General features: G+C 62.0%; 14 protein-coding genes. All 14 read right to left on the bottom strand.

Annotated features, from left to right (window positions below; translation table 11 throughout):
* Positions 1-2: 2 nt before the first annotated feature.
* Positions 3-1,322 (bottom strand): hypothetical protein, encoded by a 1,320-nt coding sequence (locus tag DTF_RS0119090; RefSeq protein WP_027716616.1) that lies wholly within the window; start codon positions 1,320-1,322, stop codon positions 3-5.
* Positions 1,323-1,481: 159 nt separating this feature from the next.
* Positions 1,482-2,303, bottom strand: a complete 822-nt coding sequence (locus tag DTF_RS0119085; RefSeq protein ID WP_027716615.1) for a MipA/OmpV family protein — start codon at positions 2,301-2,303, stop codon at positions 1,482-1,484.
* Between the two features lie 165 nt (positions 2,304-2,468).
* Positions 2,469-3,284, bottom strand: coding sequence for a MipA/OmpV family protein (locus DTF_RS0119080; RefSeq protein WP_027716614.1), 816 nt, complete (start codon positions 3,282-3,284; stop codon positions 2,469-2,471).
* A complete protein-coding gene (locus DTF_RS24605; RefSeq protein ID WP_081703093.1) occupies positions 3,281-3,730 on the bottom strand; it encodes an NADH-quinone oxidoreductase subunit C in 450 nt (149 codons plus the stop codon). Before DTF_RS24605 ends, DTF_RS0119080 begins: the two co-directional genes overlap by 4 nt.
* Before the next feature lie 223 nt (positions 3,731-3,953).
* Positions 3,954-4,394, bottom strand: coding sequence for an NADH-quinone oxidoreductase subunit B family protein (locus tag DTF_RS0119070; protein WP_027716613.1), 441 nt, complete (start codon positions 4,392-4,394; stop codon positions 3,954-3,956).
* A gap of 17 nt (positions 4,395-4,411) precedes the next feature.
* On the bottom strand, positions 4,412-5,293 hold the full coding sequence (locus DTF_RS0119065; RefSeq protein WP_155890880.1) for a respiratory chain complex I subunit 1 family protein: 882 nt from the start codon (positions 5,291-5,293) through the stop codon (positions 4,412-4,414).
* Positions 5,290-7,185 carry an NADH-quinone oxidoreductase subunit L gene (locus tag DTF_RS0119060; RefSeq protein ID WP_027716611.1) on the bottom strand — a complete coding sequence of 632 codons (1,896 nt, stop codon included), beginning with the start codon at positions 7,183-7,185 and terminating at the stop codon, positions 5,290-5,292. Before DTF_RS0119060 ends, DTF_RS0119065 begins: the two co-directional genes overlap by 4 nt.
* Before the next feature lie 149 nt (positions 7,186-7,334).
* Positions 7,335-8,993 carry a phosphoglucomutase (alpha-D-glucose-1,6-bisphosphate-dependent) gene (pgm, locus tag DTF_RS0119055; RefSeq protein WP_027716610.1) on the bottom strand — a complete coding sequence of 553 codons (1,659 nt, stop codon included), beginning with the start codon at positions 8,991-8,993 and terminating at the stop codon, positions 7,335-7,337.
* A 251-nt stretch (positions 8,994-9,244) separates the two neighbouring features.
* Positions 9,245-9,598 carry a GrlR family regulatory protein gene (locus DTF_RS0119050; RefSeq protein ID WP_027716609.1) on the bottom strand — a complete coding sequence of 118 codons (354 nt, stop codon included), beginning with the start codon at positions 9,596-9,598 and terminating at the stop codon, positions 9,245-9,247.
* A gap of 97 nt (positions 9,599-9,695) precedes the next feature.
* Complete coding sequence (gene pgi / locus DTF_RS0119045) at positions 9,696-11,345, bottom strand: glucose-6-phosphate isomerase (RefSeq protein ID WP_027716608.1); 1,650 nt, start codon at positions 11,343-11,345, stop codon at positions 9,696-9,698.
* Positions 11,346-11,819: 474 nt separating this feature from the next.
* Entirely contained in the window at positions 11,820-12,983 is a 1,164-nt protein-coding gene (locus DTF_RS0119035; RefSeq protein WP_027716607.1) for a Gmad2 immunoglobulin-like domain-containing protein, read from the bottom strand.
* Between the two features lie 21 nt (positions 12,984-13,004).
* A complete protein-coding gene (locus tag DTF_RS0119030; RefSeq protein ID WP_027716606.1) occupies positions 13,005-13,547 on the bottom strand; it encodes a hypothetical protein in 543 nt (180 codons plus the stop codon).
* On the bottom strand, positions 13,541-14,977 hold the full coding sequence (pyk, locus tag DTF_RS0119025; protein ID WP_027716605.1) for a pyruvate kinase: 1,437 nt from the start codon (positions 14,975-14,977) through the stop codon (positions 13,541-13,543). Before pyk ends, DTF_RS0119030 begins: the two co-directional genes overlap by 7 nt.
* Before the next feature lie 234 nt (positions 14,978-15,211).
* Positions 15,212-16,561, bottom strand: a complete 1,350-nt coding sequence (locus tag DTF_RS0119020) for an NAD(P)/FAD-dependent oxidoreductase (RefSeq protein WP_051361478.1) — start codon at positions 16,559-16,561, stop codon at positions 15,212-15,214.
* Positions 16,562-16,567: the final 6 nt, after the last annotated feature.

Genomic DNA, 16,567 nt, shown 5'->3' with positions numbered 1-16,567 from the left:
TGTTATCCCTCTTTTTTTGCGGCCGACTGCGGCTCCTTGAACAGGACCGGGTTGGCGTTCTCGGTGATCTTCCACCCCTTGGCGGCCAGCCGCTCGCGCGCCGAAGCGTCCAGGCGCCCGGAAACGAGCAGTTCCGGCGCGGCTCCCGCGCCCGCCTCCTTTTCGAAGGAGGCGATCTTCGCCTCCAGGGCCGGCGTCCAGAAGACCAGGTCGGCCGGAAAGACGATGGCCAGCCCCCCGTCCGTTTTCTGCAAGGTGAGGATGCCGCCGAGGTTCGCCATGGCGGCAACCGGGGCGACGTTGGCGTGGTAGCCGCCCATCATCTGGGCCAGATGCCGGAGCAGGACCGCTTCCCGGCGGGAGGTGACCTGGCCGGCCCGGGCGATGAGGGCCTCGCGTCCCCTGACCCCCTGCATGGCATCCAGTTCTCCGACCAGCAAGGTCTCTTCATAGGGATCGAAGTTGTAGTTGTCGAGGAAAGCCGTAGCCATGGGGGCGGCAACGCCAATCTTCGCCAACTTCTCACCGTTGATTTCCGCGAGTTTCCCCGGCGGGTTGTCCCGAACCAGTTGTTTCATCCCCTGCGCCGCGCCGCTGACGCGCATGGCCGTGACCACATCGCTGTCGACGGCGGCCATCGCAACCTTCGTGGTCACCCCGCCGGCCACCGCCGCCCGGGCGATCGCGCCGAGGCGTTCAGCCACCACCTCGTTGGTGGTGTAGGGGTTGATGTCGAACTCGTAGGCGAACTTGCGCTTGGCCACGTCGTAGCCGACCGCGACCTTGAGGGCGTTGTCCTGGTCGGGATCGTCATCGAACATCGCCCGCCCCATGTTGCTGAAGAACTGTCCGGTCCCCTTGGCGATCTTCTTGCTGGTCTCGACTGGCGAGGTGACCAGCGCCGCCGCCCCCTTGAAGGGCGCCTTGACTCCTTCGACCAAGGCCTCTCCGAAGACCTTCTTCCGTTCCATCTGCTGCATCGCATTCAGGGCGGTCAACTCGGCCAGGAGGATGTTCAGCAGCGTTTCACTCTCGGCATTCATCGGGCCGTAGTCGGTGGTAAGGCTGAACAGGTTGAACATCCCGTCGTTGTAGACGCTGTCGTCGATGCGGTAGCTCTCCCCCTGGAGTACGGGGGGTGGGAGGAGGTCCTTCGCCTGCAGTCTCATCGGCGTGCTGACGTATTCAGCGGCAGCGGCCCTGCCGGGGAGGAGGCTGGCCGTCCACAGCAGGAAGAAAAGGCAGGCGATAGCGGACGTTCCGAGGGCAGCCCCGAGGCGGTCTCGATCGATTGCTGGCGGAATGATGCTCCTATGCGACATAAGCGTTACTCCTACGCGGTCCGGCTCGTCGTTCTTTCCGGGGATCCAGCCGGCCCCGCCGGCTGTCCCCGGCTGCCGGCGCCTTCGGCTTCGGCAGTGCCGGCAGCTTCACATTGCCGATACTGAAGGGCGTGCCTATCGCTGTCCGGTAAAGGGTCCCTAGAACCGGTAGTTCACGATCACGCCATACAGCCACTGGTTATCTTCCCCTTCGTCGTCGACAATGGGGCTATCCGAGGCATCGCCGAGCAGCTTGGTGTATTTGACCGCCCCTATCATGCCCCAGTTGGATTTAAAGCGATGATTCACCAGAATACCTGCACCGACATCCTTCCACTCCGAATCGGCATCGAAGGTATTGAGGCCGCTGCGTGCGGAATCGGCCGGATCGACTCCAAAATAGGTGTCCATGTAGTCTTCGCTGGCGTAAGTTGTCAGGGCAAAAAAGGTCAGCATCGTTTGTTTCTGCAAGGGGAGGCGGTATCCGGCCCCCAAGTCGACAACATAACCGTCGTGGGCGTCGGCGACATCCTGGGCGGCTGTAATCGTGAAGATCCAGCTCGGCAGGTTGTAAGAAAAGAACGCACCCAGTTCGACGGCCGCGTCGACATCTTCCAAGCGGTCCACGCGATCGTTTTCGACGTCGTCTCTCTCGGCGCGGTAGCGCAGAAGGGGACCGAAAGTCCAGGATTGGCTCGGGATCAAGTTGAACCTCGCGGTATTGCCGAGAAGCGAGAAATACATGTTGTTGCTCCAGTTGACGCGTGCCTGGAGGAGAGGGGCCGCCGTGTAATCGTCGGATCCCTCGTAATCCGGGACAACAGCCAGGCCCAGACCGAGGACGGTCTGTTCGGTACTGATCGATTCCGCTGCCGTTACATCGATGTCCCCAGCCATTGCCGGTCCTGCGGCTAGCAGGAACATGGCCGAAATGAAAGCAATCCCGACAACTTTGTGGAAATGCAATCCTTTGTTTTTCATGCCTCTTCTCCTTTCTGATGGGCGGTTTCCGCCTTTTCTCCCGTCGGATTTGTCGATGGGAATGATTTCCTGGGGTTCAGTCATGGTCTATCCCTCAGTGGATTTGTGTCTCCCGCCACCCGCCCTTGCGGTGTACTCCTCTGACTCCGGCGGAGCGGAGTCGGCTCAGAACCGGTAATTCAGGATAAAGCCGATCAGTCCCTGATTTTCTTCTCCCTCCTCATCGACGATCGGGCTGTCTGAAGCATCGCCGAGGAGCTTGGTGTACTTGGCCGCTCCCAGCAGACCCCAGTTGGGGGAAAAATTATGCTGCACCAGGACGCCCACGCCGACATCCTTCCACTCCGAGTCCGCCTCGAAGGTATTGAGGCCGCTTCGGGCCGCATCAGCCGTATCGATTCCAAAATACGTATCCATGTAGTCTTCACTGGCGTAGGTGGTCTGGACGAAAAGGGTCAACATGGTCCGATCCTGAAGCTTGTGGCGGTATCCGGCTCCCAGATCGACAACATAGCCGTCGTGAGCGTCGGCGACGTCCTGGGCGGCGGAAATCGAAAAAACCCAGTTCGGAAGGTTGTAGGAAAGGAACGCCCCCGCTTCGACGGCCGCGTCGACATCTTCCAAGCGGTCCACCCGATCGTTTTCGACGTCGTCTCTCTCGGCCCGGTAGCGCAGAAGAGGACCGAAATGCCATGAGTCGCTCGGGATCAGGTTGGCCCTGGCGGTATTGCCGAGAAGACTGAAGTACATGTTGTTGGTCCAGTTGAACCGGACTTGGAGGAGAGGGGCAGCCTCATATTCGTCGGAACCTTCGTAATCCGGGATAGCCGCCACGCCCAGGCCAAGAACGGTTTGCTTCAGACCGACCCCTTCGGCCGCCGTAACATCAATGTCACGAGCCATCGCCGGCCCCCCGGCCAGCAGGAACAGTGCCGAGAAAAAGACTGCGACTTTGCACGAATACGGGATTTGCTTTTTCATTCGTTCTCTCCTTGTTGTTTGTGTGAACCGCCAATCAATCCTGTTTCCGGCTTTTCCCCGGATACCGGAGCCTTCCGCTTCGGAGGCTCCGGCAGCTTGACATTGTCGACACTGAAGGGCTTGCCGATCGCCGTCCGGTAGAGGGAGCCCCGGTAATCGACGGCGATGTGGGTGATGACCACGCCGAACAGGTCATGGATTTCGTTTTCGTACAGGAAGGCATTCGGGTAGATAACGCTGATGCTCGGCACCTCCTCCTCCGGCGCCGCGGTGATCCGCAGGCTGCGGAAGCGATAGTCCCGGTCGAAGGACCAGGTGAGCTCGTAGCCGTCCGCCAAGGTCGAGCAGCCGATCTGCACCAGCCGATACCCCTCGGCGAACATCTCGGCCACGAGACCGACGAGGTCGGATTTGTCTATCGGGATGATTTCCTGGAGTTCAGTCATCCTCAATTCCTTGTTTCTGTTGTGCACCGACGTTATCTGAAGTGACTAGCGGGTGCCAAACAGAGAAGAACCACAACACCAATGGCACGCGGATAAAATCTGATAAATTCGGATAATGGCGGATCAAGCGATTCGATCCTGAATCAGATTTTTATCCGAAGTTATCCGCGTGATACGGTTTTCCGCATTTATCCCATTCCCCGTCCATCCTCTGTAAAGCCACTCATGATTTCGCCACCCGCTTCCGCTGCGCATATTTCTCCTCCAATATCTCGCAGGCCTGGAGCACGCCGTCGATGATCGATTCCGGCCGGGCGGCGCACCCCGGGACGTAGACATCCACCGGCAGGACTTTGTCGACCCCCCCCTGCACGTTGTAGCAGTCCTGGAACACACACCCGGAGGTGGCGCAGATCCCGACGGCTATCACGGCCTTCGGGTTCGGCATCTGGTCGTAGAGGTTGCGCACCACTTTGCCGCTGTTCCCGTTAACCGATCCGGTGACGGCCAGGATGTCGGCATGCTTCGGGTTGCCGGTGTTGATGATGCCGAACCGCTCCAGGTCGTAGAGCGGGGTCAGGCTGGCGATCAGCTCGATGTCGCAGCCGTTGCAGCTGGTCGCGTTGTAGTGAAGCACCCACGGTGAACGCTTGAACCATCCCATATCCGTTGCTCCCGTCTTTACCGCATCAGGCTGAGCACGAGGATGTTGGATACCCCGGCCACGGCCGTGAACAGCCACGAACTGAAGAAAGTCAGCTGCCACTTGAAGCGCGCGTAGCACATGTCGATCAGGATCTCGAACAAAAAGGCCGCCGCCGCCACGGCGAAGGCGAGCCAGGGGTTGAAGGCGAAGAAAAGGTAGACGATGCCGAGCAGCAGCACGGTTTCATACCAGTGGCTGATTTCGATGAGGACCAGCGCCGGCCCGGAAAATTCGGTGGTGATCCCGCGGACGATCTCCTGGTGGGCGTGATGAGACATGGAAAGGTCGAAGGGGGATTTGCGGAACTTGATGGTCAGAATGTACAGGAAGCCCGCAAAGACCCCTGGGAGCCAGAGCACCAGCGGCGCCTGAAAGTTTGTGATCTCCGCCACCTTGAAGCTTCCGGTCGCCTGGTACATGCCGACCGCCATGAGAATGACCATCGGCTCGTAGGCGACCATCTGGAGGATCTCCCGTTGCGCCCCCAGGTGGCTGAAGGGGGAGCCGACGCAGAAGCCGCCCAGGATGAAGAAGGTTCCGGCCAGGGCCAGGCTGAAGACGGTCAGCAGGAGGTCGGCGCCGGAAAAGAAGAGGGCCCCCGAGAAGACGGTGAAGAGCAGAAAGAGGACGATGGTGAAGTCCTGGAACTTGTTGACGATGATCCGCTCCTTGCGAAACAGCTTGAAGACGTCGAAGAACGGCTGCAGCACCGGCGGACCGTACCTCCCCTGAAGGCGCGCGCTCAACTTGCGGTCGATCCCGGCCAGGACTCCTCCCGCCAGCGGGGCGATCAGGACGAAGGCCAGCATCCGCTCGAAGATGTTCAGGGAACTCATCAGCTCGTTGATTCCGTTCATATCGCCGCCGCCCCGAACATGATGAAGGTCAACGTCAGGGAAACGAACAGCCCGACATTGAACAGCCTCTCTTCGCCGAAATATCTCTCCAGATAGTAGTTCTTCATCTGGATAGTCTGCGTCGATGCCATCGCCCCCTCGAAGGTGTTATTGTCGATATTCCCCCCTCCCAGGTAGATGCCGACCCGCTTGTAGGTCTTGTCCACAAAGGCGTAGTAGAGGAGGCCGAGGGGCAGAATGATCAGCAGGCCGAGCATGATGGCGAAGACCACCAGCACGTTGAAGGTATCGACCACTGGGACGGTCCCGAATAGCTCCCGAAGCCAGGGGTCGATGACATGGAAGGAGATAAAAGGGAAGGTGAGGCATACCGCCACCGTGGCCACGGCCAGGATCCCCAGGGTGGTCCATTCCCAGCGGCTCACCCGGTGCTCCACCACCTCGGCCACCCCGTGCCGGATGGTCATGATCTTCCCCATCCATTTCGTCCAGAATAAGACCGTGGCGGCGCTGCCGTAGGCCAGGATGACGACCATGGCCGGATTGCTCTCGACGAAGGCCTTGAGGGTGATGAACTTGCTGATGATCATGCCGAAAGGCGCGAGGAACATCCCGGCCATTCCGATCATCATGACCGCGGTGAGCTTCGGCAGGCGCATGATGAGATAGTCCATGTCCTCGATATCCCGGCTTCCCAGCTTGTATTCGATGATCCCCACGCAGAGGAAGAGGAGCGACTTGGCCACCGCATGGAAGATGATCAGCAGCAGAGCCGACCACACCGCCGCGTCCGTGTTCACCCCCGCGCAGGCGACGATCAGGCCGAGGTTGGAGATGGTTGAATAGGCGAGCACTTTTTTGGCGTTGCTTTGGGAGATGGCGATCAGGGCGGCGATGAGGAAGCTCGTTCCGCCGATGAGGGTGAGCATCTTGGCCGCCGCGGTGTTCTCCATGATCGGCGACACCCGCAGGATGAGATAGACCCCGGCCTTGACCATCGTGCTCGAATGGAGCAGCGCGGAAACCGGCGTGGGAGCCACCATGGCGCCGGTCAGCCAGGAAGAGAAGGGGAACTGCGCCGACTTCGCCAGACCGGCGAAGGCCAGGCAGGCGGCCGGGAGCAGGACCACTCCCTGGTCGAGCCGCAGCAGCTTGTCCAGCTCCATGATTCCGGAAGAGGAAGCGAGATGGAGCAGGCCGGCGGCGAAGACAACCCCCCCGATCAGGTTCATGTTCAGCGCCCGGAAGGCGCTCTCTCGGGACGCCTCGTCGTTCTTGTAGCCGATCAGCAGGAAGGAGCAGACGGTGGTTATTTCCCAGAAGAAATAGAGCCACATGAGGTTGTTGGAAAAGACGATGCCGAACATGGCGGAGAGAAAGAGGTACATGAGGAAGCCGAAGGTGTTGCGCCGGTCCTTCACCTCCTTGTAGTGCTCGTGGAATTCCGGCATGTAGCCGAAGGCGTAGAGGCAGATGGCGCTGCCGATGATACCGATGATCAGCGCCATGATGATGGAGAACTTATCCACGAACAGGCTGTGCTCGACGTGCAGCCCGTGCCCGGCGGTCGCCTCCAGGGTGAGGATGATCGCCGTCTGGATGAGAACCAGCAGCGCCGGCAGGACTCTTTTGGCCTTGAAGGAAAGATAGAGAAGGAAGGCGGCGATGGCGAGCTCGACGAGGAGCATCACCAGGTCGATGAGTCTGCTCTCCAGCCGGAAAAAAGCCGGCCCCCTATCCAGATAAGTGATCAGGAGATAGATGGGGACGGCGCACAGCAAGCCATTGGCGACCGCACCAACTGTTTTTTTGCTGCCAAGGCCGCGCGGCAGGATCAGCGCCAGCAGGGAGATCAGCAGGGGGAACATGATCAGAAACAGCAGTATCTTCATGGCGCCCATCTCGCCGATTATCGGGAACGGTCCTGCCTGTGATGCACGGGCCAACGCCGATTGCGGCTTGTTCGGACTGCGTTAGAGCGAGCTTATCACCTTTTCTTCACCGCACAATGCAGCGGTGTTTTCCCCCCCAGTCGGGGGCCTCAGAACCCCGCAGCGGCGAACGCGGCGCTGACGATGGCCTGGGCCTCTTCCTGAATCTTGAGCAGATGCTCTTCACCCAGGAAGCTTTCCGCGTAGATCTTGTAGATATCCTCCGTCCCCGAAGGGCGGGCGGCGAACCATCCGTTCTGCGTGATCACCTTCAGACCTCCGATGTCGGCGCCGTTCCCCGGCGCACGGGTCAGTTTTGCCGTGATCGGCTCACCGGCCAGTTCCCGCGTCGTGACCAGGTCCGGAGAAAGTTTTTTCAGCACCTCCTTCTGCTCCGGGGTGGCGGGGGCGTCGATTCGCGCATACGAAGGGCTTCCGAACCGGCCTTCGATCTCCCGGTAGAGTTCGCCGGGATCCCTTCCCGTTCGGGCGGTCATCTCACCGGCGAGCAGGTTCATGATGATGCCGTCCTTGTCGGTCGTCCAGACCGCGCCGTCCCTTCTGAGGAACGAGGCGCCGGCGCTCTCCTCGCCGCCGAAGCCGAAAGATCCGTCCAGGAGCCCGTCGACGAACCACTTGAACCCGACCGGCACCTCGCAGACCTTCCTGCCGAGCGCCGCGCCGACCCTGTCGATCATCGACGTCGAAACCAGGGTCTTGCCGATGGCGGCGTTCGGACTCCAGCCGACCCGGTTCTGGAAGAGGTACCAGATGGCCGTTGAGAGATAGTGGTTCGGGTTCATGAGCCCCGCCCCCTTCGTCACGATGCCGTGGCGGTCGACATCCGTATCGTTGCCGCAGGCGATGTCGAAACGGTCCTTCAACCGGATGAGGCTCTCCATGGCAAAGGGCGAAGAGCAGTCCATCCTGATCTTCCCGTCCCTGTCCAGGGTCATGAAGGAAAACGTGGGATCCACATTCTCGTTGACGACTTCCAGATGCAGGCCGTAACGCTCGGCGATCGGGTGCCAGAAAGCGACCGCCGCCCCGCCGAGCGGGTCGATGCCGATCCTGAGGCCCGCCGCCGCAATGCTCTCCATGTCGACGACGCTGCCGAGAGCGTCGACGTAAGGCGTCACGTAGTCGTGACGGCGGATGCCGCCGGCCCTCAGGGCTCTTTCGAAGAGAACCCTCCTGACCCCCTCGAGACCCCTGGCCAGCAGCTCGTTGGCCCTCTCCTCGATGGCCTTGGTCGTTGCGGTATCCGCCGGGCCGCCGTGGGGCGGGTTGTACTTGAACCCTCCGTCCTCGGGTGGATTGTGGGAAGGGGTGACGACCACGCCGTCGGCGAGTCCGCGGCTTCCCCGAATCTCGCGGTTGTGGACGAGTATCGCATGGGAGATCACCGGGGTCGGCGTGTAGCCCAGCCCTTCCTGGATGAACACGTCGAGACCGTTCCCCGCAAAAACCTCGATGGCGCTCGCCAGGGCCGGTTCGGAAAGGGCATGGGTATCCATCCCGAGAAAGAGCGGTCCGCCAATCCCCTGCGCCTTCCGGTACTCGCAGATGGCCTGGCTGATGGCGAGGATGTGCGCCTCGTTGAAACTCTTCCGGAGCGACGATCCCCGGTGCCCCGAGGTTCCGAAGGCGACCCGCTGCTCCGGGTCTGAGGCATCCGGCGCATGCGTGTAATAGGCCGAGACCAGTCGCGGGATGTTCGCCAGTATCGATCGCGGCGCCGGTTTTCCGGCGAGTTCATGCATTGTCATCCTTTGCTCCTAAGGCCAAATCTTCTGTCCCGCCCATACTTTTGATCTTCCGATTTCCATGCCAGATCTCGGGGCGCCGCGGTTTGCTTTCAAGTGAAGAATAAAATTGAGGAAATCAGAAGGGCAGAGGCATGGAGGGTTGGCAGTGGAGGGCTGTCAGGACGATATATCGTCCTCGGGATGATATGCCGTCTTTCGAAATCGAGAAATGGTGACTGATGCTTCGACCGGGACGATGCCTAAATCATTCGTCAGAAAATTTCCGGTCCGGCCTGGCGGGTGAGTGTCCCTTCCAGACGCAGGGACGGCTGGCCGGAAAGGGTGCCTTGAAGGGTGATGGTTCCGTCACCGATCCTGCCGGAGAAATCGAGGAGAGCGCTGGCTCCCTCTTCCACCAGTCCGAAGATCGTCAGCGGATCGGCGCCATAATGCTTCATAACGATTTCACCTCTGACGGTCTCTCCGTCCAAGGTATAGCTGCCGACATGGTAAAAGAGGGAATTGCCGCCGTAGATGCGGCCGTCGCGCAAAATCAGCACCCCGAAGCCCTGGCTGATGTTGCTGACATTCGATCTGACCTGAGCCGTCCACAAACCTTCGATCATGGCTTTCCTCCCGGGGTTCCCGCTTCTGGCAACGGTGGCGGATTGCACGATAAAGGGGGCGAGTCCGCGGCCTGCTTTCCGGCGAGTTCATGCAACTTCATCCTTTGCTCCTCTTCCCGATCTTCCGGTGACGGCGGATCAGGGCGTTGGTCGAGCCGTCGTGATCGAGCGCGGGCTCCTGTTCGCTCTCGAGTTCCGGGATGATGCGCTGGGCGAGCGCCTTCCCAAGCTCCACCCCCCACTGATCGAAGGGGTTGATGTTCCAGATCACCCCCTGGGTGTACACGCAGTGTTCGTACAGCGCCACGAGCTTGCCGAGGATTTCCGGGGTGAGCTGCTCGGCGAGGATCGTGTTCGAGGGGCGGTTTCCGGTGAAAACCCGGTGGGGCACGAGCCAGTCCGGCGTCCCCTCGGCCCTGACTTCCTCTGGGGTCCTGCCGAAGGCCAGGGCTTCGGATTGGGCGAAGACGTTGGCGAGGAGCAGGTCGTGATGCCGCCCCATGGGGTTGAGCGACTTGTGGAAAGCGATGAAGTCGCAGGGGATGAGCCGGGTTCCCTGATGAATCAGCTGGTAGAAAGAGTGCTGTCCGTTGGTCCCCGGTTCTCCCCAGTAGATGGGGCTGGTCTGGTAGTCGACCTCGACCCCGTCGAGCGTGACACGCTTGCCGTTGCTCTCCATCGTCAACTGCTGCAGGTAGGCCGGGAAGCGCTTCAGGTACTGCTCGTACGGCAGAACCGCAATGGTCGGCGCGTCGAAGAAGTTGACGTACCAGATGGAAAGGAGTCCCATGAGCACCGGCAGATTGCGTTCGAAGGGGGCCGTGCGGAAGTGCTCGTCCATCTGGTGGAAGCCGTCGAGGAGGGCGCGAAAATGGTCCGGGCCTATTGCGAGCATCGTCGAAAGGCCGATCGCCGAGTCCATGGAGTAGCGCCCGCCGACCCAGTCCCAGAATTCGAACATGTTGGCCGTGTCGATCCCGAACTCGGCCACCTTTTCGGCATTGGTCGAAACCGCGACGAAGTGCCTTGCCACGGCCTTCTCGTCGCCTCTCAGCCCCCGGAGCAGCCACTCCCGAGCCGTCCGGGCGTTGGTCATCGTCTCCAGCGTCGTGAACGTTTTGGAGGAGACGATGAAGAGGGTTTCCGCAGGGTCGAGGTCGAGGACCGCCTCCGCGAAGTCGGTTCCGTCAATATTGGAGACGAAGCGGAAGGTCATGGAGCGGTCGCTGAAGTGCCTGAGCGCCTCGTAGGCCATCACCGGCCCGAGGTCGGAGCCGCCGATGCCGATGTTGACGACGTTGCGGATGCGCTTGCCGGTATGGCCGCGCCAATCGCCGCTGCGGACGCGGCTGACGAAGGCGCTCATCCGGTCGAGCACGGCGTGCACCCCGGGGACCACGTTCTCGCCGTCGACGAGGATCGTCGCCCCCCGGGGGGCGCGCAGGGCCACGTGGAGGACGCCCCGGCCCTCCGTGATATTGATCTTCTCCCCCCGGAACATGGCGTCGATCCGCGCTCGCAGGCCGGATGCCTCGGCCAGCTGCAGGAGGAGCCGAAGAGTCTCGTCGGTGATGCGGTTTTTCGAGTAGTCCAGATAGAGGCCGACGGCCTCGACCGCCAGACTCTCTCCCCGCCCGGGGTCCTCGGCGAAGAGTTCGCGGAGATGGCGCTCCCGGATGGCGGCGTGGTGTTCGGTGAGGGCCCTCCAGGCGGGGCGGGCGGTCAGCGGGGTGATGGCTTCTGTCATGGTTGGCTTCCTTGTCTCCTCATAATCAGCAAGGGGAGGTTGACGGAATCGACAGGGTGTTCAGCTGCAGCACAAAGCTCAGTGTTGAAGTTTACAACGAAACCTTCCATTTTTCTAACCGGTTTGTTCGTTTTCAAGCATATGCAGCGGGAAGCGTACTTTCCCCGCAATCGACGAACGCCATGGAGTTACGTACCGTCGGTTTTAGCGATCGCGGAAGTACCCCTTCTTTTGTTCTGCCTGGCGACCTGGACCTTCAGAAGCAGGTACGCGGGCTTTCCGGCGGAATCCGGTCAGAATATTTCCGGTCCGGCCTGGCGGCTGAAAGTCCCCCAGGCGCAGGGACCGCTAGGCGGAAAGGGTGCCTTCGATGGTGATAGTTCCGTTACGAAGCGTGCCCGAGAAATCGAGAAGGGCGCTGACTCCATCTTCCATCAGACCGAAGACGGTCAGCAGGATGTCTCTCCGTCAGACTCACGGCGGCAGGAAAACAGGGATGCGCACCTCGTCATCGAGTTCGCGCCGGTCGGTGGGGTTGTCCTTCTTCAATACCAGCCAGCCCCACCCCGGCTCGTAGGGTTGGGAAATGGTGACCACACTTCTGAAGGGAACCCAGCCTCTGGTCATCCACGGACCCTGGGCGCTGGCGTAGTGGCGGGCGACGACACTTCCCATCCTCTCGATGACCAGCAGCGGAAAATCCCCCTCGAAAAACCATGGACCCCGGGCCTGGCCGCTGATCTCGATCGTCTCCTTGACCACGGAAGTGCCGGGGGACGGTGCGTCTACCCGGATCCATTCGCTTCTGCAGTGGCCTCTGGACGCTACCTTCAGCAGCTGCGCGGCACGAAAACCGCCGGGGCAGTCGGCCCCGAAACCATCGCCGGGAGCCGGCGTCTCCTCTCCCGAGAGAATCATGAAGACGGGAGCATAGGGAGGCAGGTCTGCCGCCGCCTGGCGGTGGGCAGCCCGGATGTCCCCATAGGCCGGAGAATCGCCCATCAGCCAACGCGGCTGTTCCTCGCCGCAGAGAAGGATTTCTCTCACCTCGTGGCCGATGGTCACCCATCCCTCGCGAGGCGCAGCTCCCTTCCCCTCTAAAAACCTTTCTAACAAGAGATCGTTTTCGACCAGGAAATAACGCTCGACCGCGCTGGTGGGGGCGGCGGCCATGGGTTCGCCCGGCCGGTGCTCGGCATAGCGGATGATGATCAGTCCATTGCGGACAGACAGCTCCTGCGGCGCGATGCGGTCGCCTAGAAAAACGGCGTTGCTGCCTTGCCACTTCCGGTCCTTCTGCAGCGCCGCGGCGAGGTGGAAAAAGCTGCCGCTTCCGCCGGTCTGCTGCACCAGCAGCAGTGCCGCGTCCGCGGTGCCGTCGCCATCGAGGTCTCCGGCGACCGGTTCGCCGAAGATTTCCGTCACGGTGCGTGAGGCAGCCCCGGGGATGACCTGATTCTCGGCGCGGCCTCCGCTCAGGGAGACGAAGCGCCCCGCGATCCGATAGGTGGCCGAGGCGGGAGAATCCGCTTCGGCGGCCTGGCCCACTGTAGCCGCTTTCGGCTGCTCTGGCGGCAGACCGACGCACCCGCAGACCATCAGCAGGGTGAGAGGATATAAAAGCCTGAGGTGAAGCATCGTCAGTTCTCCACCGAAGCTTTAACGCAAAGGGACGAGCCGGTCGCCGGCCTTGATGGCGACCACGCCCCGGCGGGGAATGACCGCCAGTGCCATAGCGACCCGGTCCTCGATGGGCAGGGCCGACATGGTTTCCATGGCGAGGACATCGATCACCCCCTGGTCCGCCTCCACCTTGAAGATGTCAGTGTGGTTGTAGAAGGTGGTATTGCGGTGGAAGACCACCAGGCTCCGGTCGAAGTCGACGGCCGGCAAAGGTGTGTCCGGCTTGAAGGCCCGCCACACGGCGGCGAAGGTTGCAGGGTCCGATATGAAGCCTGTCGGCGACTGCTGCTGGCCCTCGGGTAGACGCGCGAGCTCTTTTACGGGGAAGTCGCCGCTCCAGAGATCGAGAAGCGGCAGCTCTCCCGTGGGCGGCGGGCCGGAGATGGCGGCGCAAGCCGCCACGGCGAGGCCGAAAAACGTGGCGAGAAGAATACCCAGCGGCTTGCGTGCGGGAAAATGGGAGGGCCATTTCATGCACTCCATCAGCGGCACATTCTTGCCACCGGCCAGAATCAGCATCTCGATCCCCTGAGATCCATGATTTCCATGCGGTTGCGCCCCTCGGGGTGTTTTCTAGAGGGGCCTTCGGTCAGGATGGCCATATCCCCCCCCACCTGATGCCTCTCCAGCCAGCTCCGAACGAAGGAATCCCAGTCTTCCGGATGGTACGGTTCGTACACCGGATACACCCCGTAGGAAAAAGCGAGACCTTGGCAGGTGCGTTCGGACGAGCTCACCGCCGCGACCCAGACCGGCAGCCGGAAGAGGGAAAGGCTACGGGCGGTGGCGCCGCTGTGGGTGGGGACGAAGACGGCGGCGGGAGAGGCGTACTTGATGCTCGCCTCGACCGCCACGGCGATGAGGTGAGCGGGCTTGAGCCTTCCCTTGAGATCCACCCCCTCGAACAGCCCCTCAACCGTGATCGGCTGCTTGCGGGGTTCGACGGCGGCGGCGATCCGGGACAGCATCGCCACGGCATCCACGGGATATTTCCCCATCGCCGATTCGGCCGAGAGCATGACGCAGTCGGTGCCGTCGAGGATGGCGTTGGCGACGTCGGTGGCCTCGGCGCGGGTCGGCCGGCGGCTCTCGGTCATCGACTCGAGCATCTGGGTGGCCGTGATGACCGGCTTGGAGCGCCGATTGGCCTGGCGCATGAGGTCCTTCTGGATGACGGCGATCCTTTCGATCGGCACCTCCACCCCCAGGTCCCCCCGGGCGATCATGATGCCGTCGGAGGCATCGAGGATATCGTCCATATGCTCGAGGGCATTGGAGCGCTCGATCTTGGCGATGATGAAGGGGTGGTAGTCCAGCGCCTCCGCCGCTCGGCGGACCGCCCTGATGTCGTCGCCGGTCTCGACGAAGGACTGACTGACGGCGTCTATTCCCTCCCGCGCGGCGAACCGGAGGCACTCGTGGTCCCGCTCGGTGAAGGCGCCGAGGCCGAGGTCGATGCCGGGAAGGTTGAGTCCCTTGCGGGATCGCAGCTCGCCGCCGACCACCACCCTGCAGGCGACGTCGTTACCGGTGACTGAGACGACCTCGATCTGGATGATGCCGTCGTTGAGAAAGAGCGCATCGCCGGGCTTGACGGCCTGAGGCAGCCGTTTGAAGGAAACGGCCATCCTCCCCCGGTCGCCGTCGATCTCCTCGGTCGTCAGCACGAGCGGATCGCCCGGGCTCAGTTCGACCGGCTCTTCCCTGAGCTTGCCGATGCGCATCTTCGGCCCGGAGAGGTCGGCCATGAGGGCGATCCTGCGCCCCGTTGCCGCTGATGCGGCACGCAGGTTGTCGATGACTTTCTTGTGGGCGGCGAAGTCGCCATGGGAAAAGTTCAGGCGGGCGACATTCATCCCCGCCTCCAGCATCCGCTCCATGACCTCCCGGGACTCGGAGGCCGGGCCGATGGTGCAGACGATCTTGGTCTTGTGGTCGGGAAGATTCACGTGACACCTCCTCGTGTCCTGATTGGTTAATTCCGTCCATTAATTCTGGCCCTTTTGGCCGCTGGCTGCGTTGCGTCTCCTCGGTTTAGCTTTGGCTAGGCCTGCGTCGCCGTGCCTTCCCAGCGACCAAAATGCCTCAGAATTATCTGAATGGACTAACCAAACAGGACACTGGTCTGAGGAAAAACGCCGGCATCGGCCGGTTTCCATCCGGAGATTGCCTCCCCCGTTGTGTCAATCGGACTTCGTCGGCGGCATCGTCCGTCCCTCGATAAGCCGCGTCCCCCGAGTGCGGGTGAAGTAGTGCCAGGCCCATTTCGTGAAGACGACCAGCTTGTCCTCGTTCTGCATCAGGTACCAGATGTGGAGAAAGGCCCAGGCGAGTTTGGCCGCGCGACCGCTGAGCCGCACCCTGTTCGACTCCATGATGGCGAACGTGCGGCCGATGGTCGCCATGTTCCCCTTGTCGTGATAGACGAAGGGAGGCGGCGCCGGCCCGCCCTGCATCCGCCTCAATATCGCCTGGCCGGCGTAACGGCCGCTCTGGATCGCCACCGGCGCCACCCCCGGCAAGGTTCCCGTCCCGTGCCGGATCGAAGCCGCATCCCCGACGACAAAGATCTCCGGGTAGCCCGGAACGGTCAGATCGGGCTCCACCACCAACCGTCCCTGCCGGTCCCGCTCACCCCTCAACAGACCGCACAGGCCTGCACCCTGCACGCCGGCTGCCCATATGACGTTGCGGCTGGCAACCCGTTTGCCGCCGATGTTAACTCCATCGGCGTCGATGTTTTCAACCCTCGAATTGAGCCAGACTTCAACCCCGATCCGCTCCAGTTCCCGGTGGGCTTTTTCCGCCAGTTCCGGGGCGAAGGCGGGCAGAAGCCGGGGGCCCGCCTCCACCAGAATCACCCTCGCCCGGGCCGGGTCGAACCGGCGAAACTCCCTGGCCAGGGTTTCCCGGAACATCTCGCTGAAGGAGCCGGCCAGCTCGCACCCTGTCGGCCCCCCGCCGACGATGACGAAGGTGGTCAACTCCGGCAGCGCCCCGGGGTCCTCCTGCAACTCGGCCAGCTCGAACGCCTCCAGGATGCGGGAACGGAGCGCGATGCCTTCCTCGAGGGTCTTCATTCCAGGAGCGAAGCGGGCCCATTCGTCATGTCCGAAATAGCTCGTCTCCACCCCCACGGCCACTACCAGGTAGTCGTAGTCGAAGGGATGCTCCGGATAGAGGTCGAGGTAAATCTGTCGTTTGGCCGGATCGAGTCCGATCACTTCCGCAAGGGCCACCACCGTGTTCCCCTGGGAGGCGAGAAGCTCCCTGATCGGCGAGGCGATATCGCCGTCGGCCAGCATGCAGCCGGCGACCTGATACAGGAGCGGCTGGAATAGATGGTGGTTGACCCGGTCCACCACCACGACCTGCGCCGGTGCGTAGCGCAGCTCCCTCGCCGCAGCGATCCCGGCGAAACCGCCGCCGACGATCACCACGCGGGGCCGACCCGGAGTGGGGGCGTCACCCTCATGCTGCTCGACGGCGTTGCCCTCATGCTTCTTCAACGACGTATCGTAGGGGCGATTCATGAATCG

The sequence above is a fragment of the Desulfuromonas sp. TF genome (assembly GCF_000472285.1).
Lineage (GTDB): Bacteria > Desulfobacterota > Desulfuromonadia > Desulfuromonadales > ATBO01 > ATBO01.
Note: the sequence above shows the minus strand (reverse complement) of the source record. Positions and strands in the feature narration are given on the sequence as shown.